The sequence below is a fragment of the Xanthomonas sp. WCS2018Noco2-27 genome (assembly GCF_031843525.1).
Lineage (GTDB): Bacteria > Pseudomonadota > Gammaproteobacteria > Xanthomonadales > Xanthomonadaceae > Xanthomonas.
On sequence record NZ_JAVTIK010000003.1, the window covers coordinates 74,810 to 101,580 of the forward strand.

A 26,771-nucleotide genomic window follows, 5' to 3' on the forward strand; every position below is an offset into this window, starting at 1 on the left:
TCAACGCTTCCCACCAAAAATACTGCCGAAAATCCCGCGCACGATCTGCTGCCCGATCTTGCTGCCGATAGTGCGCGATGTCTGTTTGGCCATCGTTTCCAACATGCCCTGGCGGCGGCCTGTGCCGAACACCGCGTCCTTGACCGCTTTTCCGAAACCGCTGTCCTGGGTTTCCTCCTCCTCGCGGGTGCGGGCGGGCGGGGCGGCGGTCTGCGCGGCGACCTGTTCCACGCGGCGTGCCAACAGCTCGGCTGCCGATTCGCGGTTGATCGCGGTGTCGTAGCGCGTGCCCACCGGGCTGGCCGCGCGTACCTGCGCGCGTTCGGGTGCGCTGATGGCGCCCATGCGGCAGCGCGGCGGGGCGATCAGGGTTTGCTGCACCGGCGCGGGCACGCCCTTGCCCTGCAGTGGCGACACCAGCGCCTCGCCGGTGCCCAGGCTGGAGATGGCGGTGGCCACATCGAGCTTGGGATTTGCCACGAAGGTCTGCGCCGCGGTCTTGACCGCTTTCTGGTCGCGCGGCGTGTAGGCGCGCAGCGCATGCTGCACGCGGTTGCCGAGCTGGCCAAGAATGTTGTCGGGAATGTCATCGGGAAACTGCGAGCAGAAATAGATGCCCACGCCCTTGGAGCGGATCAATCGCACCACCTGCTCGATGCGCTGCACCAGCGCCGCAGGCGCGTCCTCGAACAGCAAATGCGCCTCGTCGAAGACGAACACCAGCTTGGGCTGGTCCAGATCGCCCACTTCCGGCAGGCCTTCGAACAATTCCGACAGCAGCCATAGCAGGAAGGTCGAATACAGCCGCGGCTTGAGCACCAACTGGTTGGCCGCCAGGACGCCGATTACTCCGCGTCCGTCTGGCGCAACGCGCATCAGCTCGGCCAGTTCCAGCGCCGGTTCGCCGAAGAACTGCTCGCCGCCGTCCTGCGACAGCCGCAGCAGCGCGCGCTGGATCGCGGCCACCGATTGCGCCGAGACCAACCCGTAACTGGTGGATAGCTCCTTGCGTTCTTCCACCACCAGCGCGAGCAGGGCACGCAGATCGTCCAGATCCAGCAGCAACAGGCCGCGGTCGTCGGCTAGCTTGAAGACGATGTCCAGCACGCCGGATTGGGTGTCGTTGAGTTCCAGGATGCGGGCGAGCAGGGTGGGGCCCATTTCGCTCACCGTGGTGCGCACCGGGTGGCCGAGCTGCCCGTACAGGTCCCAGAACACCACCGGGCTGGCGGCCGGTGCGTAATCGGCGATGCCTACATCCGTGGCGCGCTGCAGCACGCCGGGCGCGCCGTCGCCGGCCACGGCCAGGCCGGCCACGTCGCCTTTCACATCGGCCAGGAACACCGGTACCCCCAAGCGCGAGAAGCCTTCGGCCAGGGTCATCAGGGTCACGGTCTTGCCGGTGCCGGTGGCGCCGGCCACCAGACCATGGCGGTTGCCGAAGCGGCCTTCGAGCACGACCGGGATATCGTCGGTGACGCCTTTGCCGAGCAGGAACGAGGCCATTGGGCAGATCTGGTGAGGAAAGACCGGATTCTAGCGGGCAACGTTGCCGCACAAATCGGCGGGCGACGTATGGGTTCTGGCGGTCAGGCTGTGCGGTGAGCCGGCGCCTGTCTCCAGCAAGGTCGACACCGTGCTCGCCGCTGCCAGACAACCGGCTTCGCCCGTTTTCAATGGATCGGGCAGGCGCGCCAAGCTAACGCGCCACTGACCTGCCGGCGGCGTTGCCTTGCCCCGGTGTCGTCCCGGCGGCTACCCTGCCTGCCTTTCCGCTGCACTGTCTCCGATGCCGCTCGCTCATTTTGGTTTGCGCCCATGGCCTGTCCTGGCTGTGGTGGCGCTGATGTCTGTCGTCCCCGCCGCCCACGCCATCTCCAAGCGCGACACGGAGAAGGCTGCCGTGCTCGATACACGCATGGCTGCGGCCGAAAAGCGCTACCGCGATGCGCTGGTGCTGGTGAACAACTCCGACCCCAAGGGCACCGCCGAAGGCGACGCCGCACTGGAGGACATGGAGGATGTCATCGACGCCTGCATCAAGCAGCGCGGCTGTCTGGTTGCCAATCAGCTGGCTACCTATAAGCGCCTGCTCAAGGCGCGTGCCGATGCCGAAGCGCCTGCCGCCGAAGACCCGGAAGACGACGACACCCTGCTGCAGGCCGACCCGGATCATCTCGGCCCGGCCGCCAATGGCGTGCCCGAAGCGGCGCGTGCGGCCACCCTGCTCAACGACCAGCGCCACGAGTTCGACAAGATGGTGCAGTACAACCCGGCCGTGCAGGCCGGCATCCGCCGCTGGCTGACCGATATGCGCCCGGCGTTGATGACCAGCTACGACAACTACAGCAATCTGCGCGGCGTGATGTGGCCGGAATGGCAGAAACGCGGCCTGCCCGAGGCGCTGCTGTTCGGCATCATGGCCAAGGAATCGAACGGCAAGGTGCACGCCAATTCGCGCGCCGGTGCGGCCGGGCTGATGCAGTTCATGCCGGCCACCGGGCGGCGTTTCGGGCTGGGCCCGGACGGCAGCGGTTTCGACACGCGCTTTGATGCACGCAGCGCCGCCGAAGCCAGCGCCGCCTATCTCAACGAGCGCATGGCCGGGCTCAATCGCAGTATCGAGCTGGCGCTGGCTGCCTATAACGGTGGCGAAGGCCGTGCTGCACGGGTGTTTTCGCAGACCGGCGGGCGTGGATTCTGGGAGCAGGACGTCTACAACCAGTTCCCGGCCGAAACCAAGGACTACGTGCCGATGGTGATCGCGGCGGCGTGGATCTTCCTGCACCCGCGCCAGTACGGCGTCGATTTCCCCAAGCTCGACGCGCAGCCGGCCACGCTCAAGCTCGCCAAGTCCACCACGATCTATGAGTTGACGATTTGCCTGGGCGGCATGGGCGTCCGCGAGGGCTATATGCGCGCACTGCGCAACCTCAACCCGCGCTATGAACCCGATGGCTGGATTCCGGCCGGCACCGTCATCAACGCCACCAACCGCATCGCCAGCCTTTACACGCGTTACTGCGTGAACGGTCCGCGTGCGGACCTGGCGCGCACCTTGATCACAGCCGATCTCAACAGCGCCATCGTGCGCAGCAGCGCAACCGAGTACACGCCGACGGTGGCGGTGGGCGATGTCAGTCCGATGGCTGGCGTGCCGACCACCGTGGCCACCGGCCAGCCGGCGGTCACCAAACCGAAGGCAAAGCAGGCGCGCAGCTACACCATCGCCAAGGGCGACACGCTCGGCCGCGTGGCGCAGAAGTACCAGTGCGAGATCAAGGAACTGGCCAAGGCCAATGGCCTGAAGGCACCGGCCTATGCGTTAAAGCCAGGGCAGAGCATCAAGCTGGCAGGCTGCGACCGCTGAGTGTGAGGTGCTGCGATCGCAGATTGCAGCACTTGGAGCGGTTGAAAAAATGTAGCGAGCAGTCGTCAGTTGGGTATCGACGGGACGCTCAGGAACGACGTGCACGCGTGGTCCATGCCGCACCGAGTACCGGCTGCGCCCGCCTGGCGGTGAGCGCAGTCGTTTTGTCAGCGGTGTTTAAGCCGGCGGCGCAGCTGGTGCCGTACCTGCCTGCGAGGAGGGCGGCAAGCCGCTGTCCTCGCTCCAGCGTGCCTTGAGGCCGTCCCACCATTGCGTCCACCGCGCACGCCAGCTCTGGCGCAACGCCTCGGGACCAAAGCGCTGCGCCTGCTGCTCTGCAAACTGCATCGCCTGCTGCATCACCGGTGAGCCGTTCTGCTTGATCGCCTGCCACATGAAACGGCTGAGGATGCGGGCGATGACCAGATTGGAATCCAGGTCGCCGCTCTCGGCTTCCACATGCAGGATCAAGGTCTGCAGTTCGGCGCGCACCTCCGGCGGTACGCCTGGATTTTCGCTGAGCCGTTTCAGACGGCGTAAGCCAGCCAGATAACGGTGCTCGGCCAGGTCCAGCCCGGCGCGTGCCAGTTCGCCCAGCCACGGTGCACGCACCGCCAGCGCAATCGCATCGACATGCAGCACCACGTTTTCCCAGCGCTTGTCCTGCATCGCGGCATAGGCCATCACCACATGCAACATCACCAATGTGGCGAAGTCGCCTTCCGGATCGGCGCTGTTTTTCCACAGGCTGTCGCTGGACTGTTGCGCCAGTTGCGGCCATTGCTTGCGTTCGTAGGCCACCGAGCGCAATGCGGTGGCGATCACGCGCCCCTGGGGAGCGCAATCGCGCTCCAGCAGGTCGGCCTCGGCGATCGCCGGCAGCAGTTTGTTCGCCGATAGCGCCGTGTAGGACAGCATCGCGTGCAGCATGCAGATGTCGTCGGTGGTCAACGGCGCGGGTGGGGTCTCCAGCAGGGCACCGCCACGCTGATACGCCGCAAATGCGATCGGTAAGCCCTGTTCGCTGAAGTGCCGGTAGCCCCGGTATTGCAGGCCACCGCGCAGATCGTCCAACTGTTGTTGCTCGCTCTTGTGGCCGCAGCCGGTCACTGCCGTGAGCAGCGCAATCGCCAGCGGCCAGCGCAACATCCGTGTTGTCATCGAAGATCCTGAAAACCGCCGATATCCGGCGGCTGGAAGTGCAGGTGAAAGAGCGGGTGCAGCGTGCGCTGGCTGTTTCCAGCGATGCAACGTGCTTTGAAAGAATGAGGTGACGAGTAACGACAACCAACAACCAACAACCAACAACAACGCGACCGGCCGCGTCGCTGCGGCCCAGGCCACCAGCGCCTGCCCCCAGCCGCACCGACGTTTCTACAGCCAATCCACCGGCAAGCGTGGCCACGCCAAGGGGCAGCAACACGATCAGCGTCGAGCCGCGCCTCAATCAAATGCAGCATCCGAATGCTGGCCGCTTCGCCCCGCGTCAACCCACCTGGCGACGTGCCAGTGCCTGCCCAAGACGCACCGACGTTTCAGCAGCAAGTGCGCCATCGAGCTTGGCCACACCCGGCGGCAGCAGCACGATCACCGTCGAGCCGTAATTGAAGCGCGCCATCTCCGCAAAGCGCTCCAAGACGATTCCCTTGCCACGGTAATCCTTGCGCGTGATGCGGTCGCCGTAGCGTGGGATTTCCACGCCGCTCCACACCGTTTCCACGCCAGATACCAGCAGCGCGCCCACCATCACCGAGGCCATCGGGCCGAACTCGGTGTCGAAGTGGCACACCAGGCGCTCGTTGCGGGCGAACAACCGCGGCACGTTGCGCACCGCATCCGGGCCCACGCTGAACAGGCGGCCGGGCACATGCACGGTTTCGCGCAGGGTGCCGGTCCACGGCATGTGGACGCGGTGGTAGTCCTTGGGCGACAGATACACCGTCGCGAACAGGCCGTCGTTGAACGGCGCCGCCGCTGCCGCGTCGCCGAGCAATTCGGCTGCGGTGAAGGACTGGCCCTTGGCCTGGAAAATACGCCCGTTCTCGATCGGGCCGAGCTGGCTGATACGGCCATCGGCCGGCATCAATACGGTTGCCGGGTCGGCATCGGGCACGCGTGCGCCCGGCTTCAAAGCGCGGGTAAAGAACGCATTGAAGGTGGGGTACGCGCGCGGGTCCGGTTCCTGCGCTTCGCTCAGGTCTACCCCGAACTTGCGCGTCACCGTGTCGATCAACCATTGCTTGGTCGAAGGCGTGTCCGAGTACGCCAGCGCGCGTGCCATGGAGGACAGCAACCGATGCGGCAGCACGTAGGTCAGGGAAGTGACGAAACTCACGGAGCGGTTACCTTGGTCAGCTGTTGGAGGTCGGCGGCAATCGCCTTGGGGTCGAGCGGCGGACGGATCAGGCCGGTCAGGCGGCCTTGCGGGTCGAGCACGGCGATGCCAGCCGAGTGATCCATGCTGTAGTCGTTGGGGTTCTGATCGAAGTTCTTGCCCGGCACCTTCTGGAATACCAAGCCCAGCGCGGTGGCAAAGCGTTCCAGCGCCGGCACGTCTGCGGTGGCCGCCAGCGTGTCCTTGTGAAAGGCGTGGGCGTACTCACCCAGCCGCGCAGGCGGGTCGCGCTGCGGATCCACCGACACGAACAACACGCGCGGGCGCAGCCCGTCGGGGATGCTTTCCCACTGCTGCTGCGCCACCGCCAGATCGGTCAGCGTGGTCGGGCAGACATCCGGGCAGAAGGTGAAACCCAAAAACACCAGCGTCCAATGCCCTTTCAGTTCGCCAGACACCAGCTGGGTGCCATCGGACTGGCGCAGGCTGAACTGCGGCAAGGGGCGCGGCTGCGGGTAAAAAGTGATGGTCTGGGTGGGCGGCCAGGGCGAGCGGGGCGTCCCGCCGAAGAACTTCTGGCCCAGCAACAACCCAAGACCGGCGGCCAGCGCCACCAGTAGCACGATGCCGGTATTGCGATTGAACATGGCGGTTTCCAGTGCAACGGACGCTCATGATACCGATCCGACCTCTATAATCGTGGGCCGATTCCTTTTAAGTTGTTGCCATGACTGCCGCCGCGGCCGACGAACTGCACACCATCATCGACCTGATCCGCTACGGCACCAGCCGTTTCAACGAAGCCGGTCTCACCTTCGGTCACAGCTACGACAACGCGCTGGACGAAGCCACCCAGCTGGTGCTGCACAGCCTGCATCTGCCGCACGACCTGGGCCCGGCGTATGGGCAGGCGCGTCTGCTGCGTGACGAAAAAGAACGAGTTCTGGGCCTGTTCGAGCGCCGCATCACCGAACGCGTGCCGGCGGCCTATCTGACCGGCGAAGCCTGGTTTGCCGGCCTGAGTTTCAAGAGCGACGCACGCGCCCTGGTGCCACGCTCGCCGATCGCCGAATTGATCGAAGCCGGCTTCGAACCCTGGCTGGGCGGTCGCGAAGTCACCCGCGCGCTGGACCTGTGCACCGGCTCGGGCTGCATCGCCATCGCCATGGGCCACTACAACCCGCATTGGGAGGTGGATGGCGTGGACATCAGCGACGACGCGCTGGCGCTGGCCGCTGAAAACAAAGCGCGCCTGCATGCCGACAACGTCAGCTTGCTCACGTCCGACCTGTTCACCGGGCTGGCGGGCCGTCAGTACGATCTGATCGTCACCAATCCGCCGTACGTCACCAACGACGAGACCGACGCGCTGCCGCAGGAGTATTCCTACGAGCCGGAGCTGGGCTTGCGTGCCGGCGACGATGGCCTGGACCTGGTGCTGAAGATCCTGCGCGATGCGCCGCAGCACCTGAGCGAAGACGGCCTGTTGATCTGCGAGGTAGGCGAGTCCGAGCAGCATCTGATCAAGCTGCTGCCGGAAGTGGACCTGGCCTGGGTGGAGTTCAAGGTTGGGCAGATGGGCATCTTTGCGGTGGAATGCCGCGAGTTGATCGCGCATAGCGCGCGCATCACCGAGTTGGCCGGTGCGCGCTAAGGCGCCCGTATCCCGTCCGCAGCTGATCGATATCGTGCTGCTGGTGCCGGTGTCCGTCTTCGGGGCGGCCATTCCGTTCGCTTTGGTCGACGTGGTATTGCAGCTGTTTGACCCGATGTACGGCGGTCCGACCGCGCAGGGCTGGTGGAGCGTCGCAGCGCAGATCGGCTTCGGGTCGATCGCGTTCTTCGGCCTGGTATCGGCCTGGATCGTGGCGGCCAGCTCGGATGCGGCATTGCGTGCGCATCGGCGCCGCAGCGTGGGCGTGGCGCTTGGCTTGCTGGGTGGGGTCGGCACGGCGCTGTATCTGCTCGCCGAGTGGCTGCTCAGTGGGCGATTCGCGCTGGACCTGTTTCTGGTGGTGGTCGGCAGTGTGTTGGCCGTGGCACCGATGCTGTTGGCGGCACGGCATCTGCCGCGCATCGTGCGCGCGCTGCCACCTGCTGCAATGTTGAGAGGATGCCGTTATGGGCAGTAACAGTTTCGGCCGCCTGTTGACGGTCACCACCTTCGGCGAATCGCATGGGCCGGCGATCGGCTGCGTTGTCGATGGCTGCCCTCCGGGCCTGGAACTGGCGCCGGAAGAGTTCACCCTGGACTTGCAACGCCGTGCCAGCGGCAAGAGCCGGCATACTTCGGCACGCCGCGAAGCCGACGAGATCGAGATCCTGTCCGGCGTGTACGAAGGCCGCACCACCGGCACGCCGATCGGGCTGCTGATCCGCAACACCGATCAGCGCAGCAAGGACTACAGCAACATCGCCCAGCAGTTCCGTCCCGGCCATGCGGACTACAGCTACTGGCAGAAATACGGCATCCGCGACCCACGCGGCGGCGGGCGCTCGTCTGCGCGCGAAACCACCATGCGCGTGGCCGCGGGCGTCATCGCCAAAAAGTGGCTCCAGCAGCGCTACGGCGTGCTGGTACGCGGGTATCTGTCGCAGCTGGGCGAGATCCGCCCGACCGGTTTCGACTGGAATGCGGTCGAAGACAACCCGTTCTTCTGGCCGCACGCCGAGCAGGTGCCGGAGCTGGAAACCTATATGGACGCGCTGCGCAAGTCCGGCGATTCGGTCGGTGCGCGCGTGGACGTGGTGGCCGGCGGCGTGCCGCCAGGCTGGGGCGAGCCGATCTACGGCAAGCTCGATGCCGAGCTGGCTGCCGCGATGATGAGCATCAATGCAGTCAAGGGCGTGGAGATCGGCGATGGGTTTGCCAGTGCCGCGCAAAAGGGCACCGAACACCGCGACCTGATCACCCCGGAAGGCTTTCTCAGCAATCACGCCGGCGGCATTCTGGGCGGCATTTCCACCGGCCAGGCGGTGACCGCGTCGATGGTGCTCAAGCCGACGTCCAGCCTGCGCCTGCCCGGTGCGACCGTGGACGCAGACGGCACGGTCGTGGATGTGATCACCACCGGTCGGCACGACCCATGCGTGGGCATCCGCGCCACTCCGATCGCCGAAGCGATGATGGCCTTGGTGCTGATGGATCAGGCGCTGCGTCATCGCGCGCAATGCGGTGATGTCGGCGAGATCTCGCCACGCATCCCCGGTCAGATTGATGTCTGAAACGACACGCCCCAAGGTCTGGGTCAGCCAGCCGCTGTTCGACGACGTTGTCGAACAGCTGAGCGCGCATTTTGCGCTGACCACCACTGCGGGCGTCACCGCGTATTCGTCGCAGCAGCTGGCCGCGCACCTGGCCGGCGTCGATGGCGCACTGATCACGCTCAACGAGCGCGTGGGCGCGGCCGAAATCGCATCGGCCCCGCAGCTGCGCGCCATCGCCAATGTTGGTGTGGGCTACAACAATCTGGATATCGACGCGCTGAGCGCGGCCGGCATCCTGGCCAGCAATACGCCCGACGTGTTGACCGAAACCACCGCCGACCTGGGCTTTGCGTTGTTGATGGCCACCGCGCGCCGTATCACCGAGGCCGAGCGCTGGTTGCGCGACGGGCAGTGGGGGCAGTGGTCGTTCAAGACCATGCTCGGTGCCGATATCCACGGCAGCACGCTCGGTATCCTGGGCATGGGCCGGATCGGGCAGGGCATCGCACGCCGCGGCGCGCACGGCTTCGGCATGCGCGTGCTGTATCACAACCGCAGCCGGTTGCCGGCGCAGACCGAGCAGGACCTCAACGCGCACTACGTCGACCTCGACAGCTTGCTGGCGCAGTCCGATCACCTGGTGCTGGTGCTGCCTTACGGCAAGCAGTCGCACCACATCATCGACGCTGCCGCGCTGGCCAAGATGCGGCCCACCGCCACGCTGGTGAACATCGCGCGCGGCGGCATCGTCGATGAGCTCGCGTTGGCCGATGCGTTGGCCAATGGGCGTCTTGCCGGTGCCGGTCTGGATGTCTATGAAGGTGAGCCCGCGGTGCGCCCGGAACTGCTGGCGCTACACAACGTGGTGCTTACCCCGCATATCGGCAGCGCCAGCCTGGCCACGCGCCGTGCCATGGTGCAGCTGGCGGTGGACAACCTGATTGCCGCGCTCGGCCATGGTCCCAACGCCGGGCATCCGCCGAGCGCGCTCAATGCCGATGCGATCGCAGCCGCCAAACGCGGCGGTACGATCGTGGACGCCAGCAAAACCGGCGCGACCAAACGATAGGGAACCTCCACAGCCAGCGTTGGAGGTTCCCCGAACCCACGCGCAGCGCGTTCCCCTCTTCACTCTTTCGATAAAGACATTCTCATGAGCAACGAAAACCGTCGTTTCAATGTCGCGGTCGTGGGCGCCACCGGCGCTGTCGGCGAAACCATGCTGAGCATCCTGGCCGAGCGCAACTTTCCGGTCGCCAACTTGTACGCGCTGGCCTCGGCGCGCTCGGCCGGTGGGCAGGTCGAGTTCAATGGCGGCAAGGTCGACGTGCTGGATCTGGCCGACTTCGACCCGACCGGCGTGGACATCGCGCTGTTCTCCGCAGGCGGCAGCGTGTCCAAGGAATACGGCCCCAAGTTCGCCGCTGCCGGCGCGGTGGTGATCGATAATTCCTCCGCGTTCCGCTACGACGACGACGTGCCGCTGGTGGTGTCGGAAGTCAATCCCGAAGCGCTCAAGCAGCGCCCGCGCGGCATCATCGCCAATCCCAATTGCTCGACCATGCAGATGCTGGTGGCGCTGGGCCCGATTCACCGCAAGTACGGCATCGAGCGCATCAACGTGGCGACCTACCAGTCGGTGTCCGGCGGCGGCCGCTCGGCGATGGAAGAACTGGGCAAGCAGACCAGCGAGCTGTTGAGCTTTCAGCAAATCGACCCGCAGCGCTTCCCGGTGCAGATCGCTTTCAATCTGATCCCGCACATCGACGACTTCCAGGACAACGGTTACACCAAGGAAGAGATGAAGCTGGTCTGGGAGACCCGCAAGATCCTGGGCGACGAGAGCATCCAGGTGAATCCCACCGCGGTACGCGTGCCGGTGTTTTTCGGCCACTCCGAAGCGGTCGCCATCGAGACCCGCGAAAAGATCACCGTCGAAGCCGCGCGCGCGCTGCTGGAAGCCTCGCCGGGCGTGGAAGTGGTGGACGAGCACAAGGCGGGCGGCTACCCGACGCCGGTGACGCATGCTTCGGGCAAGGATGCGGTGTTCGTCGGCCGTATTCGTGAGGACTTATCGCACCCGCGTGGTCTCAATCTGTGGATCGTCTCCGACAATATCCGCAAGGGCGCCGCACTCAACGCCGTGCAGCTGGCCGAACTGGTCGCGCAGGAAGGTTGATCCACTGCCATGTAGGAGCGCGCCTGAGCGCGAGGGCTGTCCCCATGACGCGTCCTCGCGCCCAGGTGCGCTCCTGCACGAGCCAGTGGGTTTTTGCCGTCAACGAGCTAGCGTGTTGGTAACGAAGTGTCCTGCGTAGAGGGGCACTTCTATGGGGCATGCATTCCCTGCAGCTACCTTCGAAGCAACGCACCTGAGACTGGTCTGGTCACAAATGAAAGTCGATCCACCTGCCGTGTAGGAGCGCGCCTGAGCGCGAGGGCTGTCCCTGTGGCGCCTCATCGCGCCCAGGTGCGCTCCTACAAGAGCTGGTGGGTTGAAGCTTTTGACGACCTAGTGTCGGGGTAAGAAAGTGCTTGTCGTAAGAAGGCGCTCGCATGTGACATGCATTGGCGGCGAAGACTGATCGCACTGCACTGCACTGCGCTTTCGAATGAAGCCCCGGTTGGCCCAGCTCGCAAAGGTCCGGCCGCGATCGATCTCTGCACAAGCCGATATCGATCAAGGCAGCAGTAGAAGCTGCTGCGCTCTACGCACCCCCCGCAGCAGCCGCAGCAGGTCTTCTACCTTCTTATGTGATGGGTTGATCGGCCTACCGATTCACGATCGGCAGCTGCGCATCTGCACCGATGTCGCATTGCGGCATCGCAAGTGCGGCGCATGCGCGAGGCACGAACGACTTTTTCGCTCATTCAGCGGCTATATTGATGTCCATGAAACATAGGGGCAGGGGCGCGATGCGTCCGATACAAGGGATAGGTGCGTTGCTGCTGATGGCGTGCAGCGGCGCCGCCATGGCGTTGGGCTTGGGCGATATCCGGGTGCTGTCAAAACCCGGGCAACCGTTGGTGGCCGAGATTCCGGTCATTTCCAACGAGCCGGGCGAGCTCGACAACGCACGTGTGGCGCTGGCATCGGCAACCACCTTTGCGCGCGTCGGTCTAGAGCGGCCGCAGGGTCTGGTCAGCAGCCTGCAGTTCCAATTTGCGCAGGATGCGCGCGGGCGTGCGGTGATCCGCGTGACCAGCAGTCAGCCGGTGGACCAGCCAGCGATCAATTTTTTGATCGAAGTGGAGTGGAGCCAGGGCCGTCTGGTGCGCGAATATGCTGCGTTGGTCGATGCGCCCAACACCGCTGCCGCGATTGCCGAACCGGCCATCGACGCGCCGCGTGCCGGCGCCAGCAACACGATTGCACGCGAGCCGGCGGCGGCTCCGGCGGTGGAGCGCACTGACCGGGACGCTGGCGCTGCAGCTGCGCCAAGGCGCGCGGCCGCAACCGCGCCCGCCGCCACGCAGACCGGCGATGCATTGCCGGCTGTGCGCTCGGGCCAGACCTTGTCGGAAATTGCAGCGGGCCTGGCACGCTCGAGCGGACATTCGCTGGATCAGACCATGCTGGCGTTGCTGCGGACCAATCCGGACGCTTTCGTCAACGGCAACATCAATCGCTTGAAACAGGGCGCCGTGTTGCGCACTCCGCAAGAAGACGCGCTGGCGCAGGTCGGTGCGGCCGAAGCGGCGGTGATGGTGCGCGAGCAGGCTGCCCAGTGGCGGCAGGCGCGCTCGGCCATTCCGCAGCCGGCCGATGCCGGTGCCGCTGCTGCAGCGACGCCTGCCCCTGCCGCACCGGCGGCATCCACCGCGGCCGGTGCCGGCGCGCGGCTCGAAATCGCCCCGGCAGTGGCGAGTCAGACCAATACCGCCGGCGCCACGTCCGGCACCAGTGCCGAAGGCGAGGGCGAGATGGCGGCCAACCAACAGTTGCAACAGGCCAAGGAAGACATCGCTACCCGCGATGCTGAGCTGCAGGACCTGCGCTCGCGCGTGGCCGATCTGGAAAAGCTCAAGCAGCAACAGCAAGCCTTGATCGCCATGAAGGACACCGACCTGGCGGCCGCGCAGAAGCGTCTGGCCGATGCGCCGCAGGCCACCCCGCAAGGCGGCGGCTTTCCGCTGTGGTTGATCGGAGGTCTGGTGTTTATCGTGGCGGCCGTGGTCGCATGGCTGGCGGCGCGTCGCCGCAAACCCTCGCCGCTGCCGCCGTTGCCGCGCCGCCAGTTCGACTTCGCACCGCCCCTGGCTTCAGTGGAGACCACCGAGCAGCAGGACGGCCCGCAGGCCACCGAGCCCAGCGAGCACGATGTGCTGCACGAAACCGAATTCGAACAGGCCAACCTGCGCGAAGACGAGCGCGCCCATGATGCGCAAACGCCGCTGTCGGACGTGTTGCGTCGCGAACCGCTGCTGTCCGAACCGGTGGCTGTGGCTCCAGTGATCAACAGCGACGAATGGCGTGCGCTGCGCGCATCCCCGCCGGCGCCGGTGGCGGAGCCCGAAGCGACCTATCAGGAACCTGAGGTTGCTCAGGACTCTGATGTGTCGTCGCCGCAGATCGAACCGGAGTACGCCCTTGGTGAGCGCCCACCGGCGCCAGAGGCTGCCTCTGTCCAGGACGGCTTCGACTTCAATCACATGCTGCAACATCCCGACGATGTCGAGCAGGCCCCGGCCGTCCCGGTGGGGACGCCCAATGCGGTGAGCAACAGGGAATTCGCCTCGGCCGGGCGCGATCGCCTGGAATTGGCGGTGGCCTACATGGACCTGGGCGACAAGGACACCGCACGCGGTCTGTTGCTCGAAGTCGCCGCCACCGGCGACGACGCCACCCGCGCCGAAGCGGCCCAGTTGCTGGAACGGCTGACGTGAGTCCGGCCATGGATAGCGTCACGGTGCGCGAGCGGCGGATCGATTACGTGGAGTTTGCCTCCATCGATCCCGACGCCAGCCGAGCCTTCTTCGAGACCGTGTTCGGTTGGCAGTTTCAGGCCTATGGCCCGGACTACCTGGCCTTCAACGACGGCCGTCTGGACGGGGGCTTTTATCGCACCACGGTGCCCGCGCCGGCAGAAGGTGGCCCGTTGGTGGTGCTGTATGCCGACGACCTGGCACCGATGCTGGAGCGCGTGCGCGCGGCAGGCGGCGAGATCGTCAAGCCGGTGTTCGGCTTTCCCGGTGGCAGCCGGTTTCATTTCCGCGAGCCCGGCGGCAGCACGCTGGCGGTCTGGTCCGAGCGCGCCGCGGCTTGACGCCAGCTGTCGATGACGCAAGCCGACGACGACGGCGGGTCGCCGGCAAACGCTGTGGGCGAGTGGCCGGGATGTACCATGCACCGGCAGCATCCGTCGCGCGCTGTCGGCGTCACTGCTCGACTGCGCGCTTAGCGGTTCGCAACATGTGATGCAGACGCCTCACCGATTCAATCAACAGGCAGGTACCGATGCGTTACGCGCTGGGCGTGGAGTACGACGGCAGCGAGTTTCAGGGCTGGCAGCAGTTGGGCGAGCACGGTGGGCCGAGTGTGCAGGCCAGCGTGCAGGCGGCGTTGTCGTCGGTCGCCGACGCGCCGATCCAGGTGGTGTGCGCGGGGCGCACCGATGCCGGCGTCCATGGCGAATGCCAGGTGGTGCATTTCGACAGCGACGCGCGGCGCGAACTGCGTGGCTGGATGCTGGGCACCACCGCGCGGCTGCCGCCGTCGATCGCGGTGCGATGGTGCGTGCCGGCCGCCGACGATTTTCATGCGCGTTTTTCCGCGCGTGCGCGCCGTTATCGCTACCGCCTGCTGAATCGTCAGATCCGTCCGGCGCTGTATCGACAGACGCTGAGCTGGGAGCGTCGGCCGCTCGATGCCGATGCCATGCATGCCGCCGCGCAGGCGCTGTTGGGCGAAAACGACTTCAGCGCGTTCCGCAGCGTGCAATGTCAGGCCCTGCATGCGCGCCGCAACCTGCAGGCCATTACCGTGCAGCGCATCGGCGAGGTGGTGGAGGTGCAGGTCCAGGCCAATGCATTCCTTCATCACATGGTGCGGAATATTGTTGGCTCGCTGATTTTGATCGGAACCGGCGAGCAACCGACCGACTGGATCGCGACGTTGCTCGCCGGGCGCGACCGCACGGTTGCCGGGCCAACAGCGCCGCCACAAGGCCTGGTGTTTATCGGGCCTCTGTATCCTGCAGAGTGGCATCTGCCTGCCGAGGTGACCCAATGAATCGATCGCTGTACCGCACCCGTATCAAGTTCTGTGGCATGACCCGCGCCGGAGACATCCGACTGGCCGGGGAGCTGGGTGTGGACGCGGTGGGTTTCATCTTCGCGCACGGCAGCCCGCGCCGCGTGGCGCCGGCCGAAGCGCGCGCGATGCGCCAGGCCACCGCGCCGATGGTCGATGTGGTGGCCCTGTTCCGCAACAACTCCAAGGAAGAAGTCCGCGAAGTGGTGCGCACCGTGCGGCCGACCCTGCTGCAGTTCCACGGCGAGGAAGACGACGCGTTCTGCCGCAGCTTCAATCTGCCCTACCTCAAGGCAGTGCCGATGGGCAGCGCCGGGGTGAACGGCGAGGACGCCAACGCACGTACCTTGCAGTTGGCCTTTCCCAATTCGGCCGGTTTCCTGTTCGACAGCCATGCGCCTGGCGCAGGCGGTGGCACCGGCAAGACCTTCGATTGGTCGCGCCTACCCACCGGGCTGCATCGCCCGTTTCTGCTTGCCGGCGGCATCACTGCCGACAATGTGTTCGACGCGATCGTGGCGACGTTGCCGTGGGGCGTAGATGTGTCCAGTGGCGTGGAGCTGGCGCCTGGCATCAAGGACGGCCACAAGATGCGCAAGTTCGTGGAAGAAGTGCGGCGGGCCGATTGCCACGAGATGTCGTGAGTTTCGGGAGTGGTGAGTTGGGATTGGGGATTGGTAAGGGCGGGTTTGCTGCGGTGGCGTGATTGGTTGTGGACGGCTGCTTGTGGCTCGTGTTTGTTAATGGTGAGCGGTCGCACCCAGTCATTTGTTCATTCGACACCTAGCCGTTTGCCCAGACTCTTTGAACCCTGCAAATCCCTTGAGCCGCTGCGCTCATCTTGTAACGCGCGCAGTCGCCTTCAGTGCAGCTGACAAAGCTGCTGCGCTCACCGTCGGCGGGCGCGGCCGCTGCTCGTTGTGGCATCGAGTACGCATGCCCTCCGGTTCCAAGCGTGCCAGCCACGCCCATCCCAACGACTGCTTGTTACGGTCTGTCAGCCGCGCTTGAGCGCTGCTTGGCGAGGCGATTTCGCGATGGAAGCTCAGGCTCCACCCGTATTCGGCGTCGTTGGCGTGAACTGATCCTTGGACAATGCCTCGCCTAACCAGGCGGCAAGGCGTTCGATGCGTGGGTCCGGATTGCGCCTGGCGGCGCACAGCACCCAGCGCCCGCGCGTGGCGGTGAATCCCCACGGTGCCAACAGCCGGCCGGCCGCCAGATCTGCGGCAACCAGTGGATGCGGGGCGATTGCGATGCCCAGGCCGGCGGCGGCAGCTTCCAGCAGATACACCAGATGCTCGAATTCGGTGCCGAAGCGCAGCGCGTCGGGCGCCACGCCATGCGCCTGTGCCCATTCCGGCCAGGCTTGCGGTCGCGAGCGTGTGTGCAGCAGGCGGTGGTCGCGCAGGGCGGCCGGAGGTTTTCCGTCGATCTGCAACGCGCTTGCCAGCTGCGGACTCAGCACCGGGCCGATCCATTCCACGCCCAGCTCGTGCACCTGCCATTCGCCGGGCCACGGCGGGGTGTCCAGCAGCAAGGCGGCGTCCAGGCCGTCCAGATCCGGGCCGGGCGGTTGTTCGTTGGCCGATAGGTGCAGGCGCAGGTCGGGCAGGTCGCGCTGCAGCAGGCCGAGCCGCGGAATCACCCAGCGTGCCAGCAGGCTGCCCGAGCAGCCCAGCACCAGCGGTGCCTCGCTGGCCGGGCGTTGCAACGCAGCCCAGGTATCGGCGATCAGCGCGAAGCCTTCGCCGGTGGCATCGCGCAGGCGGGCGCCGGCAGCCGTCAGCACCAGGCCGCGGCCCTGGCGGGCGAACAACGCCGCGCCCAGCGCCTGTTCCAGCGAACGGACGTGGCGGCTGATGGCGCCATGGGTGACGTGCAGTTCCTGCGCGGCGCGGCTGACGCTTTGCAGGCGTGCGGCGGCCTCGAAGGCGCGCAACGCCGCCAGCGGTGGAAGCACGGTGCTCATGTGTGAGTCCAGATCACAGGTTGCGGCAATCTTATCGATTTATCGCATTGCCTGGCTGCGGTAAGGTGACGGCTTCGCGTATGACCGCATCGCTGCAGAGGATCTCCATGTCGGCCCAGCCCATCAGTGACTTTTACGCCTATCCCGACGCTGCCGGCCACTTCGGCAAGTTCGGTGGCCGGTTTGTCGCCGAAACCTTGATCGGCCCGCTGCAGGAACTCTCTGCCGCCTACGATCAGGCGCGTCAGGACCCGGCGTTCATCGCCGAATACGACAAGGACCTCAAACACTACGTCGGCCGGCCCAGCCCGATCTATCACGCCGAGCGGCTCAGTCGCGAAGTGGGCGGGGCGCAAATCCTGCTCAAGCGCGAAGACCTGAACCATACCGGCGCGCACAAGATCAACAACACCATCGGCCAGGCCCTGTTGGCCAGCCGCATGGGCAAGACCCGGATCATCGCCGAGACCGGCGCCGGCCAGCATGGCGTGGCCAGTGCCACGGTGGCGGCACGGCTGGGCCTGGAGTGCGTGGTCTACATGGGCGCCACCGACATCGAACGGCAGAAGATCAACGTCTACCGGATGCAGCTGCTGGGCGCGAAGGTGGTTCCGGTGACCTCCGGCTCGGCCACGCTCAAGGATGCGCTTAACGAAGCGATGCGCGACTGGGTCACCAATGTGCGCGACACCTTCTACATCATCGGCACGGTGGCCGGCCCGGACCCGTATCCGCGCATGGTGCGCGACTTCAACGCGATCGTGGGTCGCGAAGCACGCGAGCAGATGCTGCAGGACTATGGCCGCCTGCCGGATGCGATCAGCGCCTGCGTCGGTGGCGGCAGCAATGCCATCGGGTTGTTCCACGCGTTCCTCAACGATCCGGGCGTCAAGATCTACGGCGCCGAAGCCGCCGGCGACGGCATCGCCACCGGCCGCCATGCCGCGTCCATCGCTGCCGGACGCCCCGGCGTGCTGCACGGCAACCGCACCTACGTGATCTGCGACGACGACGGCCAGATCACTGAAACCCATTCGATCTCCGCGGGCCTGGATTACCCCGGCGTCGGCCCCGAGCACGCGTTCCTGTCCGACAGTGGTCGTGCCGTGTATCAGGGCATCACCGACGACGAGGCGATGGCGGCCTTCCATCTGCTGGCGCACACCGAGGGCATTCTTGCGGCGCTGGAATCCAGCCACGCAGTGGCGCAGTCGATCAAGCTGGCGCGCGAGATGCCCAAGGACGCGCTGATCCTGTGCAACCTGTCCGGGCGTGGCGACAAGGACGTGCACACCATCGCCGCGCGCGAGGGCATGGTGCTGTGATCGCAGCGCAGATGCGCACGCTGGGCGGTGGTGTGGCACTGCTGTGCATGTCTGCGCTGGCCTGTGCTGCGGCATCTGCCCCCATGCTGGACCGCAGCGGTGAGGTACGTGTTGGCCAGCGCTTCAGTGAGCTGGAGCCACGTGCGCGCTGGGCGCCGCTCAACGCGGGGCCGCTGGGACATTGCGGCTATGTGGAAGCCGGGCTGTTACCCAACGGCGTGGCGATGATGGTCGAAGCCGATCGCATCGTCCGTTTCGACGTTACCGACTCCGGCCCGGTGGGCCCGTTCGGTATCCGCGTTGGCGACAGCGAGGCGGACGCGCGTGCGCGCCTGCCATCGGGCTACAGCGTCCAACCGCATAAGTACGGCCGCGATGGCGGCAACGCTCTTTATTTGACGTGGCGCGACCCGCAAGGCGGGTTCGCCGTTCGCTATGAAACCGGAGAAGGCACTGTGACATCGATGTATTGGGGAAGCTGGGACGCCGTGCAACTGGTGGAGGGCTGCGCATGAGCCGTGCGCCAGACCGTATCGCTGCGCGTTTTGACGCCCTGCGTCAGGCCGGCCGCAAGGCGCTGATTCCCTTCATCACCGCCGGCGACCCATCGCTGGAAGCCACCGTGCCGGTGATGCACGCGCTGGTGCGCGCCGGTGCCGACGTGATCGAACTGGGCGTGCCGTTCTCCGACCCAATGGCCGATGGCCCCACCATCCAGCGCAGCTCCGAGCGCGCGCTGGGGCGTGGCGCCGGCCTGGCCTACGTGCTGGAAGCGGTGCACGAATTCCGCCGCGAAGACGCCACCACCCCGGTGGTGCTGATGGGCTACCTCAACCCGATCGAGATTCACGGCACACGCCGCTTCGCCGAAGCCGCCGTCGCTGCCGGTGTGGACGGCGTGCTGCTGGTCGATCTGCCTCCCGAAGAAGCGGCAGAAACCCGCGAGATCTTCACCGAGGTCGGGCTGGCGCTGATCGCGCTGGCCTCGCCGACTACCAGCGAGCAGCGCCTGGACATGCTGTGCAGCACCGCGCAGGGCTATCTGTACTACGTCAGCTTTGCCGGCGTGACCGGCGCGTCGAACCTGCTCGATACCCACGCGGCCAGTGATCGCTTGCGCCAGTTGCGCCAGCGCGCCGGCGCACCAGTGGTGGCAGGATTCGGCATCAAGGATGCTGCCAGCGCCGCCGCGATGGCGGTCGATGCCGATGGTGTCGTGGTCGGCAGCGCGCTGGTCGCGGCCCTGGCCGAAGCCGAGGATGTGCGCAGCGCCCGCGAATGCGCCGAAGCCTTCCTGGCCCCGCTGCGGCAGGCGCTGGATCAGGCGCAGTGAGGCACCTGCGCAGCAGGCCCGGTTAGCGCTCCCTGCGTGGGAAAGGCGGTGCGGCGTTAGTCCTTCTCCTGTGGGAAGGGGAGGGTAGACGTCAAGCGGTGCGAGGCTGTGTTAGCGGACGTTGCCTCAAATACCAGCCCGCAGCGCGGCGCCCAACAGCCATCTCCAGCAAGCCCCGCCAGAACCCCGGCCATCCGCCACTACCCCACGCGCTGCACCAGCCTGGGGCGCTGCGTTAGACTGTCGCCCCTCTGCGGCCCGCATCGCCGCCCTGCATGGATTGTCATAAACGCATGAGTTGGCTCAGCAAATTGATGCCCTCCGGCATCCGCACCGAGAACACCCCGGCCAAGAAGCGCAGCGTTCCCGAGGGTCTGTGGGAAAAGTGCAGCAACTGCGGCAGCGCGCTGTACGGCCCGGAGCTTGAGGAGAACCTGGAGGTGTGTCCGAAGTGTGACCACCACATGGCCATTCGCGCGCGCGCGCGCCTGAACTCGCTGTTCGACCCGGAAACCGCGACCACCGAAATCGCTGCCCAGCTGAGTCCGGTCGACGTGCTCAAGTTCAAGGACCAGAAGCGCTACGGCGAACGCATCAAGGCCAGTCAAAAGGCCAGCGGCGAGTACGACGCGCTGATCGCCATGCGCGGCACCCTCAAGGGCAACCCGCTGGTCGCCGCCGCCTTCGATTTTCCCTTCATGGGCGGCTCGATGGGCTCGGTGGTCGGCGAGCGCTTTGCGCGTGCGGCCGAAGTGGCACTGGAAGTGGGCTGCCCGTTCGTGTGCTTCTCCGCCAGCGGCGGCGCGCGCATGCAGGAAGGTCTGTTTTCGCTGATGCAGATGGCCAAGACCTCCGCAGCGCTCGGTCGCCTGCGCGAAGCCGGCTTGCCGTACATCTCGGTGCTGACCCATCCCACCACCGGTGGCGTGTCGGCGTCGTTCGCGATGCTCGGCGATATCAACATCGCAGAACCGCATGCATTGATCGGCTTCGCCGGCCCGCGCGTGATCGAACAGACTGTGCGCGAAACGTTGCCGGAAGGCTTCCAGCGTTCGGAATTCCTGCTCGATCACGGCGCCATCGACCAGATCTGCGACCGTCGCGAGATGCGCGACCGCATCGCCGACCTGACCGCGATGATGATGCGTCAGGCGCGTCCGCAGGAGGCGGTGGCGTGAGGGTTGTGATGACGGCAGGGCTGAGGATCTGCGCCCGAACGTTCGCGAACGGCGCGCGCTACCGGGTGGCTGCCCTGTGAGCGCCCGCAAATACTTCGGCACCGACGGCATCCGCGGTCGGGTCGGGCAGGGCGTCATTTCTGCCGATTTCGTGCTGCGTCTGGGCAATGCGCTCGGCCGCGTGCTGACGCAAGGGCGCAGCAAGCGTCCGCTGGTGTTGATCGGCAAGGACACCCGTATTTCCGGCTACATGTTCGAAGCGGCGCTCGAAGCCGGCCTGGTCGCTGCAGGCGCCGATGTGCAGATGATCGGCCCGATGCCGACGCCCGCCATCGCGTTCTTGACCAGCACCTTGCGCGCCGATGCCGGCGTGGTCATCAGCGCTTCGCACAACCCGCATTACGACAACGGCATCAAGTTCTTCTCCGCCGAGGGCGAAAAGCTCGATGACGCCACCGAAGCGGCGATCGAAGCCGCGTTGGACGAGCCGTTCCACACCGTGGAATCCGAGCGCCTGGGCAAGGCGATTCGCACCCGCGATGCGATCGGGCGTTACATCGAATTCTGCAAGGCCAGCGTGGCGCGCGGCTTCACCCTGCAGGGCCTGAAAATGGTGCTGGATTGCGCGCACGGTGCCACGTATCACATCGCGCCGATGCTGTTCCGCGAGCTGGGTGCCGATGTGGTGGTGATCGGTGCGGCGCCGGACGGGCTTAACATCAACGATGGCGTCGGCTCGACGCATATCGACAATCTTGCCGCCAAGGTGCGCGAGAGCGGCGCGCATCTGGGCATCGCCTTCGATGGCGATGGCGATCGCGTGCTGATGGCCGACGACCAGGGCAACCCGGTTGATGGCGACGATCTGCTGTATCTCCTGGCGCGCTCGTGGCAGACCAGCGGCCGGCTCACCGGCACCGTGGTCGGCACCTTGATGACCAATTACGGCCTGGAGCCGGCACTGGCCGCGCTGCGGATTCCGTTCCAGCGCGCAAAGGTGGGCGACCGCTACGTGCATCAGGCGCTGGTCGAAGGCGGCGGCACGCTGGGCGGAGAGACCTCCGGCCATTTGCTGTGCCTGGACCGCGCCAGCACCGGCGACGGCATCGTCAGCGCACTGCAGGTGCTCGAAGCGCTGGGCCGTGATGGGTACAGCCTTCGCGAAGCGCTGAGCGGCCTGGCCAAGGTGCCGCAAAAGACCGTGAATGTGCGTCTGGAGGGCGGCGCGGCCAAGGCCATCGTCGAAGCGCCCGGCGTGCAGCAGGCGCTGCAGCAGGCGCAAGCCGCCGTGCAGGGCCGCGGACGTGCGTTCCTGCGTCCGTCCGGCACCGAGCCTGTGGTGCGCGTGACCGTGGAAGCCGACGACGCCGGCCTGATGCAGGACACGCTCGACCGGCTCTCCGGAGCGGTGCGTGACGCGGCGTGAGTCGCTGATCATTGGCGTTTGCGTGGTCTTCGCCAAGGCCGCAACGTTCTATGTGTTGTATCGCCTGCTGTCCTGAGCGGCAGGCGTCCTCCCGACTTTTCGACTTCGACTGCAGATATCCGTATGAGCGCGCGCATCCCCACCCTGGACATCACCCGTTTCGATACCGATCGCGACGCTTTCGTCGCCGAGCTCGGTGCGGCCTATCGCCAATGGGGCTTTGCCGGCATCCGCAATCACGGCATCGCGCAGACCGAGATCGACGCGGCCTACGACGTGTTCAAGGCATTCTTCGCCTTGCCCGAAGAGGTCAAGCGCCGCTACCACGTGCCGGGCAGTGGCGGCGCACGTGGCTATACCGCGTTTGGTGTGGAAACCGCCAAGGACTCCAAGCACTTCGATCTGAAGGAGTTCTGGCACATCGGCCGCGAGATTCCGGACGATTCGCCGTACCGCGAGGTGATGGCGCCGAACCTGTGGCCGGAAGAAGTCCCCGGATTCCGTGAGCGCGGCTACCAGCTGTATCAGCAGCTCGACCAGCTGGGCTCGCGCGTGCTCGCAGCACTGGCGCTGCACATCGGCCTGCCGCAGGACTATTTCGTCGACAAGACCAACAACGGCAATTCGATCCTGCGCCCGATCCATTACCCGCCGATCACCAGCGACGACATTCCCAATGTGCGCGCCGGTGCGCATGGCGACATCAACTTCATCACCTTGCTGGTCGGTGCGAGCGCGGCCGGTCTGGAAGTGCGTTCTAACGACGGCGAGTGGGTGCCGTTCACCGCTGACGCCGACACCATCGTGGTCAATATCGGCGACATGCTGCAGCGTCTGACCAACCATGTTTATCCGTCCACGATTCACCGCGTGGTGAACCCGCCGGGCGAAGCGGCGCGCAAGCCACGCTATTCGGTGCCGTTCTTCCTGCATCCGAATCCGGACTTTTTGATCGACGTGCTGCCCTCGTGCATCAGTGCAGACAACCCCAGCCGCTACCTTGAGCCGATCACCGCACACGGGTTTCTGGAAGAGCGCCTGCGCGAGATCAAGCTGAAGTAACTCGACAGAGAGGTCTATTGTTGGCGCTGTTGGTTTTTTCTGCGCCAGGTGCGCAATGCGTGGCCGATAATCCACGCAGCGAATGGATGCGTCCGCAACATGCGCCATGACAGGTGCCACACTTCTATTCATAAAATTCCGCTCGTGTCTGGTTAAAGCTTGCGTTCACCCGCGCCGATAACTCAGTCTGATCGCTAGCGCGACGTCGGATTCGCCTGGCGCCCGCTGCCGATTGCACGAGGTAGGGGCGCATGCGGATGCCGTGGTTCAAACAATTAGGTGCGATGTCGTTGCTGGCGCTGTCTGGCGCGATGGCACCGGCTGCAGCAACGCCGGTGAGCGTGACCGTGACCGATGCCAACGGTGTCCTGGTCGATGCGGTGGTCAGTCTGGAACTGCCGCGGCCCGCTGCAGCCAGCGCGGGCAAGATGCTGGAGATGGATCAGGTCAATTCGCAATTCGTGCCGGCGGTCTTGGCGGTGCGTACTGGTACCTCAGTACGGTTTCCGAACAACGATCAGATCCGTCACCAGGTGTATTCGTTCTCGCCCGCCAAACGCTTCGAATTGCCGCTGTTTCAGGGCACCACCGCTGCACCGGTGCGGTTCGATCAGGCCGGTCTGGTTACGGTGGGCTGCAACATCCATGACTGGATGCTGGGCTATATCGTGGTGCTGGAGACGCCGTATTTCGGCAAGACCGGTAGCGATGGTCGCGTACAACTCGATGCCCCGGCAGGAACCTACACGCTGCGCGTGTGGCATCCACGCATCAAGGGCGCTGCGGTGGGCGAGCCTCTGGTGATTACGCGCGACGCAGTGCAACGCAAGGTCACCTTGCAGACCACTGGCGCCGCTCCGGCGGTGGCGCCGCCGGACGAGCGCATGCGCGCGCTGCAGGACAAGTTCCGCAGTGCCGATCCCAAGAAGCCGCACCCATGAGGGCGATGCGCCTGCACACGCGCATCGCGGCTCTGCTGGTGCTGGTCGTGCTGGCCACGCAGGCGTTGACCTTCATCGCCGTGCAGCTGGCCACCGAGCGCAGCGTCAAGGCGCAATTGGGCGAAGAACTGCAGATCGGCGAACGCGTGTGGCAGCGCATCAATCTGCGCCGTGATGAGCAATTGTTGCAATCGGCCTCGGTACTGGCAGACGACTTCGGGTTTCGTGCCGCGGTGGCCAGCGGCGATGTGCCCACCATGCAGTCGGCGCTGCGCAACCATGCCGCGCGCATGTCTGCGCAGACCGCCGTGCTGCTCTCGCCGGATGGCGAATTTTTGACCGGGTTGGCCGACCTTCCGCAGGCCGAACAATTGCGTGCGGTGCAGGCGCTGTTGCAGCAGGCGCAGCGCGATGGGCGCGCAGTCGGCGTGGTTGCCCTGGATCAACATATCGTGCGCCTGGCCGTGGTGCAGGTGCTGGCGCCCAGCCGCGTTGGCTGGATCGCCATCGGCAACGAATCCGGCGACGGCCTGGCGCAGGACTTCCGCAGCACGACCGGACTGGATGCCACGTTCTTTACCGATGGCCCACCGGTGCGCGTGCTGGCATCCACCCTGGAGCCGGCAGCGCGTCGCGAGTTTGCGCAACAGTTGCCTGCCGCCGAGCACACGCAGACGGAAGCGATTCCGCTCAACCTGGGCGAATCACGCTACCTGGTCAAACTGCAATCGCTCCAGGGCGACAGCCACGTGCGGGTGGCCTTGCAGGCCTCGCTCGATCGCGCGGTCGCGCCCTATCGCACCCTCAAGTTGCGCATCCTGCTGCTGGCAGGTTTGGCGACCGCTGCAGCCTTGTGCGTGGCGATCGTTCTGGCACGCAGTGTCAGCAAACCGGTCGCGCAACTGGTGCAGGCGGCACGACGCATCCAGCGCGGCGATTATCAGACAGCGGTGGAAGTTCCGCCGGGTCGCGAGCTCGCCGAACTGGCCGATAGCTTTGGGCGCATGCAGCATCAGATCGCCAGCCGCGAGCAACACATTCTGCATCAGGCGCGGCACGACGCATTGACCGGGCTGCCCAATCGGGTCTGGTTGCTCGAACGACTGAAAGACGTGACCGCGCAGACAGTCGCCTCCGGCGGAACGGCGGCGGTATTGATCCTGGATCTGGAGCGTTTCAAGGAACTCAACGACAGCCTTGGTCATGATTTCGCCGACCAGGTGCTGGTCGAGGCCGGCCGCAGGCTTGCAGAGGTGGTGCAGGAACCGAACCTGGTCGGGCGGCTGGGCAGCGATGAGTTCATGGTGATCGTGGCGCATGCCGATGCGACCACCGTGCAGCAGGATGCACAACGCCTGCTGCTGCAACTGCGTCGCCCATTGGTGTTGCCGCAGGCACGTATCCAGCTCGAAGCCAGCATCGGCATCGCCCTGATTCCCGAGCATGGCGCAGACCCGGACACCTTGTTACGCCGTGCCGACATCGCGCGACGGCAGGTGGACGATGCCGCCACCATCGGTGCCAGCGTCTATCGCATGGGGCAGGACGAACAGCATCTGCGACGGCTGCGCCTCACCGGCGATCTGCGCCAGGCTATCGGCGATAACGAGTTGACCTTGCGCTTCCAACCCAAGATCTGCCTGCGCAGCGATCGCGTCGAACAGGTCGAAGTGCTGGTGCGTTGGCATCACCCGACGCTGGGTCCGATCGGGCCCGACGAGTTCATTCCGCTGGCCGAGCATTCGGGTGTCATCCATCCATTGACCCGCTTCGTGCTGGACGAGGCGCTGCGCTGTCAGGCGCACTGGCGCACGCAAGGGCTGGAGCTTGGCATGGCGATCAATCTGTCGGCACTGGATCTCTCCGATCCAGGCTTGCCCGATTACGTGCGTGCGCGGCTGGAACGGCATGCGGTGCCGGCGCAGTCGGTCACGCTGGAACTGACCGAAAGCGCCTTGATGCGCGATGTCGAATCCGCACTGCACATGCTGCATCAACTGCGTAGCGTCGGCGTGCGTCTGTCCATCGACGACTTCGGCACCGGCTATTCCTCGTTGGCTCAACTCAAGCGCATGCCGGTGAACGAATTGAAGATCGACAAGAGCTTCGTCATGCAGCTGGCCGAAGGCACCGATGATGCGTTCATCGTGCGCAGCACGATCGATCTGGGGCATAACCTGGGCCTGAGCGTAATCGCCGAAGGCGTCGAGAACACCACTGCGCTCGGTCTGTTGCGCGGCTATGGCTGCGACATGGTGCAGGGCTATCTCTACGCGCCACCGCTGGAGCAAGCCCCCTTCGTGGCGTGGTGCATGCGCCAACTTGGAATGACCTCGCCCTCGCAGATGGGAGCGCAACGATGAAGCATC

Annotated in this window: 23 protein-coding genes and 1 other RNA gene; 18 read left to right on the forward strand and 6 right to left on the reverse strand. The window is 65.7% G+C overall.

Annotation, left to right across the window (positions count from 1 at the left end; genetic code table 11):
• Nucleotides 1–1,506, reverse strand: a complete 1,506-nt coding sequence (locus RQH86_RS07835) for a helicase HerA-like domain-containing protein (RefSeq protein ID WP_311238342.1) — start codon at nt 1,504–1,506, stop codon at nt 1–3.
• Nucleotides 1,507–1,789: 283 nt separating this feature from the next.
• Between RQH86_RS07835 and RQH86_RS07840 the strand changes: the two genes are divergently transcribed.
• Nucleotides 1,790–3,370, forward strand: coding sequence for a transglycosylase SLT domain-containing protein (locus RQH86_RS07840; RefSeq protein ID WP_115513352.1), 1,581 nt, complete (start codon nt 1,790–1,792; stop codon nt 3,368–3,370).
• Nucleotides 3,371–3,409: 39 nt separating this feature from the next.
• Here the strand turns inward: RQH86_RS07840 and RQH86_RS07845 are convergent.
• From RQH86_RS07845 to RQH86_RS07860, 4 genes are all read right to left on the reverse strand, one after another.
• Nucleotides 3,410–3,486: non-coding RNA, sX9 sRNA (locus RQH86_RS07845), on the reverse strand.
• Nucleotides 3,487–3,547: 61 nt separating this feature from the next.
• A complete protein-coding gene (locus RQH86_RS07850) occupies nt 3,548–4,531 on the reverse strand; it encodes a hypothetical protein (RefSeq protein WP_311238343.1) in 984 nt (327 codons plus the stop codon).
• A gap of 325 nt (nt 4,532–4,856) precedes the next feature.
• The gene (gene asd, locus RQH86_RS07855; RefSeq protein WP_311238344.1) at nt 4,857–5,705 is read right to left on the reverse strand and encodes an archaetidylserine decarboxylase; all 849 of its coding nucleotides are present in this window, start codon (nt 5,703–5,705) and stop codon (nt 4,857–4,859) included.
• Nucleotides 5,702–6,352, reverse strand: a complete 651-nt coding sequence (locus RQH86_RS07860) for an SCO family protein (RefSeq protein WP_115513349.1) — start codon at nt 6,350–6,352, stop codon at nt 5,702–5,704. The genes asd and RQH86_RS07860 overlap by 4 nt, the downstream gene beginning before the upstream one ends.
• A gap of 80 nt (nt 6,353–6,432) precedes the next feature.
• On the opposite strand from RQH86_RS07860, the gene prmB reads away from it, so the two are divergent.
• From prmB to RQH86_RS07905, 9 genes are all read left to right on the forward strand, one after another.
• Nucleotides 6,433–7,359, forward strand: coding sequence for a 50S ribosomal protein L3 N(5)-glutamine methyltransferase (gene prmB, locus RQH86_RS07865; RefSeq protein ID WP_115513348.1), 927 nt, complete (start codon nt 6,433–6,435; stop codon nt 7,357–7,359).
• Nucleotides 7,349–7,837, forward strand: coding sequence for a hypothetical protein (locus RQH86_RS07870; RefSeq protein ID WP_311238345.1), 489 nt, complete (start codon nt 7,349–7,351; stop codon nt 7,835–7,837). Before prmB ends, RQH86_RS07870 begins: the two co-directional genes overlap by 11 nt.
• A complete protein-coding gene (gene aroC / locus RQH86_RS07875; RefSeq protein ID WP_311238346.1) occupies nt 7,827–8,930 on the forward strand; it encodes a chorismate synthase in 1,104 nt (367 codons plus the stop codon). Before RQH86_RS07870 ends, aroC begins: the two co-directional genes overlap by 11 nt.
• Entirely contained in the window at nt 8,923–9,981 is a 1,059-nt protein-coding gene (locus RQH86_RS07880; protein WP_311238347.1) for a D-glycerate dehydrogenase, read from the forward strand. The genes aroC and RQH86_RS07880 overlap by 8 nt, the downstream gene beginning before the upstream one ends.
• Before the next feature lie 84 nt (nt 9,982–10,065).
• Nucleotides 10,066–11,091, forward strand: coding sequence for an aspartate-semialdehyde dehydrogenase (locus RQH86_RS07885; protein WP_115513345.1), 1,026 nt, complete (start codon nt 10,066–10,068; stop codon nt 11,089–11,091).
• 737 nt (nt 11,092–11,828) lie between these two features.
• On the forward strand, nt 11,829–13,799 hold the full coding sequence (locus RQH86_RS07890) for a FimV/HubP family polar landmark protein (protein WP_311238348.1): 1,971 nt from the start codon (nt 11,829–11,831) through the stop codon (nt 13,797–13,799).
• 8 nt (nt 13,800–13,807) lie between these two features.
• A complete protein-coding gene (locus tag RQH86_RS07895) occupies nt 13,808–14,179 on the forward strand; it encodes a VOC family protein (protein WP_193552494.1) in 372 nt (123 codons plus the stop codon).
• Between the two features lie 191 nt (nt 14,180–14,370).
• A complete protein-coding gene (truA, locus tag RQH86_RS07900; RefSeq protein WP_055850044.1) occupies nt 14,371–15,144 on the forward strand; it encodes a tRNA pseudouridine(38-40) synthase TruA in 774 nt (257 codons plus the stop codon).
• Nucleotides 15,141–15,809: a phosphoribosylanthranilate isomerase gene (locus RQH86_RS07905; RefSeq protein ID WP_055850047.1), complete on the forward strand. Its 669-nt coding sequence runs from the start codon at nt 15,141–15,143 to the stop codon at nt 15,807–15,809. Before truA ends, RQH86_RS07905 begins: the two co-directional genes overlap by 4 nt.
• A gap of 401 nt (nt 15,810–16,210) precedes the next feature.
• On the opposite strand, the gene RQH86_RS07910 is transcribed toward RQH86_RS07905, so the two are convergent.
• Nucleotides 16,211–17,137 carry a LysR family transcriptional regulator gene (locus tag RQH86_RS07910; protein ID WP_311238349.1) on the reverse strand — a complete coding sequence of 309 codons (927 nt, stop codon included), beginning with the start codon at nt 17,135–17,137 and terminating at the stop codon, nt 16,211–16,213.
• A 107-nt stretch (nt 17,138–17,244) separates the two neighbouring features.
• On the opposite strand from RQH86_RS07910, the gene trpB reads away from it, so the two are divergent.
• The 8 genes from trpB (at nt 17,245) to RQH86_RS07950 (ending at nt 26,765) form a co-directional block, all read left to right on the forward strand.
• Complete coding sequence (gene trpB / locus RQH86_RS07915) at nt 17,245–18,462, forward strand: tryptophan synthase subunit beta (RefSeq protein ID WP_055850419.1); 1,218 nt, start codon at nt 17,245–17,247, stop codon at nt 18,460–18,462.
• Nucleotides 18,459–18,977, forward strand: a complete 519-nt coding sequence (locus tag RQH86_RS07920; protein ID WP_311238350.1) for a hypothetical protein — start codon at nt 18,459–18,461, stop codon at nt 18,975–18,977. The genes trpB and RQH86_RS07920 overlap by 4 nt, the downstream gene beginning before the upstream one ends.
• A complete protein-coding gene (trpA, locus tag RQH86_RS07925) occupies nt 18,974–19,795 on the forward strand; it encodes a tryptophan synthase subunit alpha (protein ID WP_115554129.1) in 822 nt (273 codons plus the stop codon). The genes RQH86_RS07920 and trpA overlap by 4 nt, the downstream gene beginning before the upstream one ends.
• Nucleotides 19,796–20,088: 293 nt before the next feature.
• Nucleotides 20,089–20,973, forward strand: a complete 885-nt coding sequence (gene accD / locus RQH86_RS07930; protein ID WP_104615893.1) for an acetyl-CoA carboxylase, carboxyltransferase subunit beta — start codon at nt 20,089–20,091, stop codon at nt 20,971–20,973.
• A gap of 76 nt (nt 20,974–21,049) precedes the next feature.
• On the forward strand, nt 21,050–22,399 hold the full coding sequence (gene glmM / locus RQH86_RS07935) for a phosphoglucosamine mutase (protein ID WP_311238351.1): 1,350 nt from the start codon (nt 21,050–21,052) through the stop codon (nt 22,397–22,399).
• Between the two features lie 123 nt (nt 22,400–22,522).
• On the forward strand, nt 22,523–23,461 hold the full coding sequence (locus RQH86_RS07940) for a 2-oxoglutarate and iron-dependent oxygenase domain-containing protein (protein WP_055850060.1): 939 nt from the start codon (nt 22,523–22,525) through the stop codon (nt 23,459–23,461).
• Nucleotides 23,462–23,718: 257 nt separating this feature from the next.
• Entirely contained in the window at nt 23,719–24,402 is a 684-nt protein-coding gene (locus tag RQH86_RS07945; protein WP_311238412.1) for a methylamine utilization protein, read from the forward strand.
• Nucleotides 24,399–26,765, forward strand: coding sequence for an EAL domain-containing protein (locus tag RQH86_RS07950; RefSeq protein WP_311238352.1), 2,367 nt, complete (start codon nt 24,399–24,401; stop codon nt 26,763–26,765). The genes RQH86_RS07945 and RQH86_RS07950 overlap by 4 nt, the downstream gene beginning before the upstream one ends.
• Nucleotides 26,766–26,771: the final 6 nt, after the last annotated feature.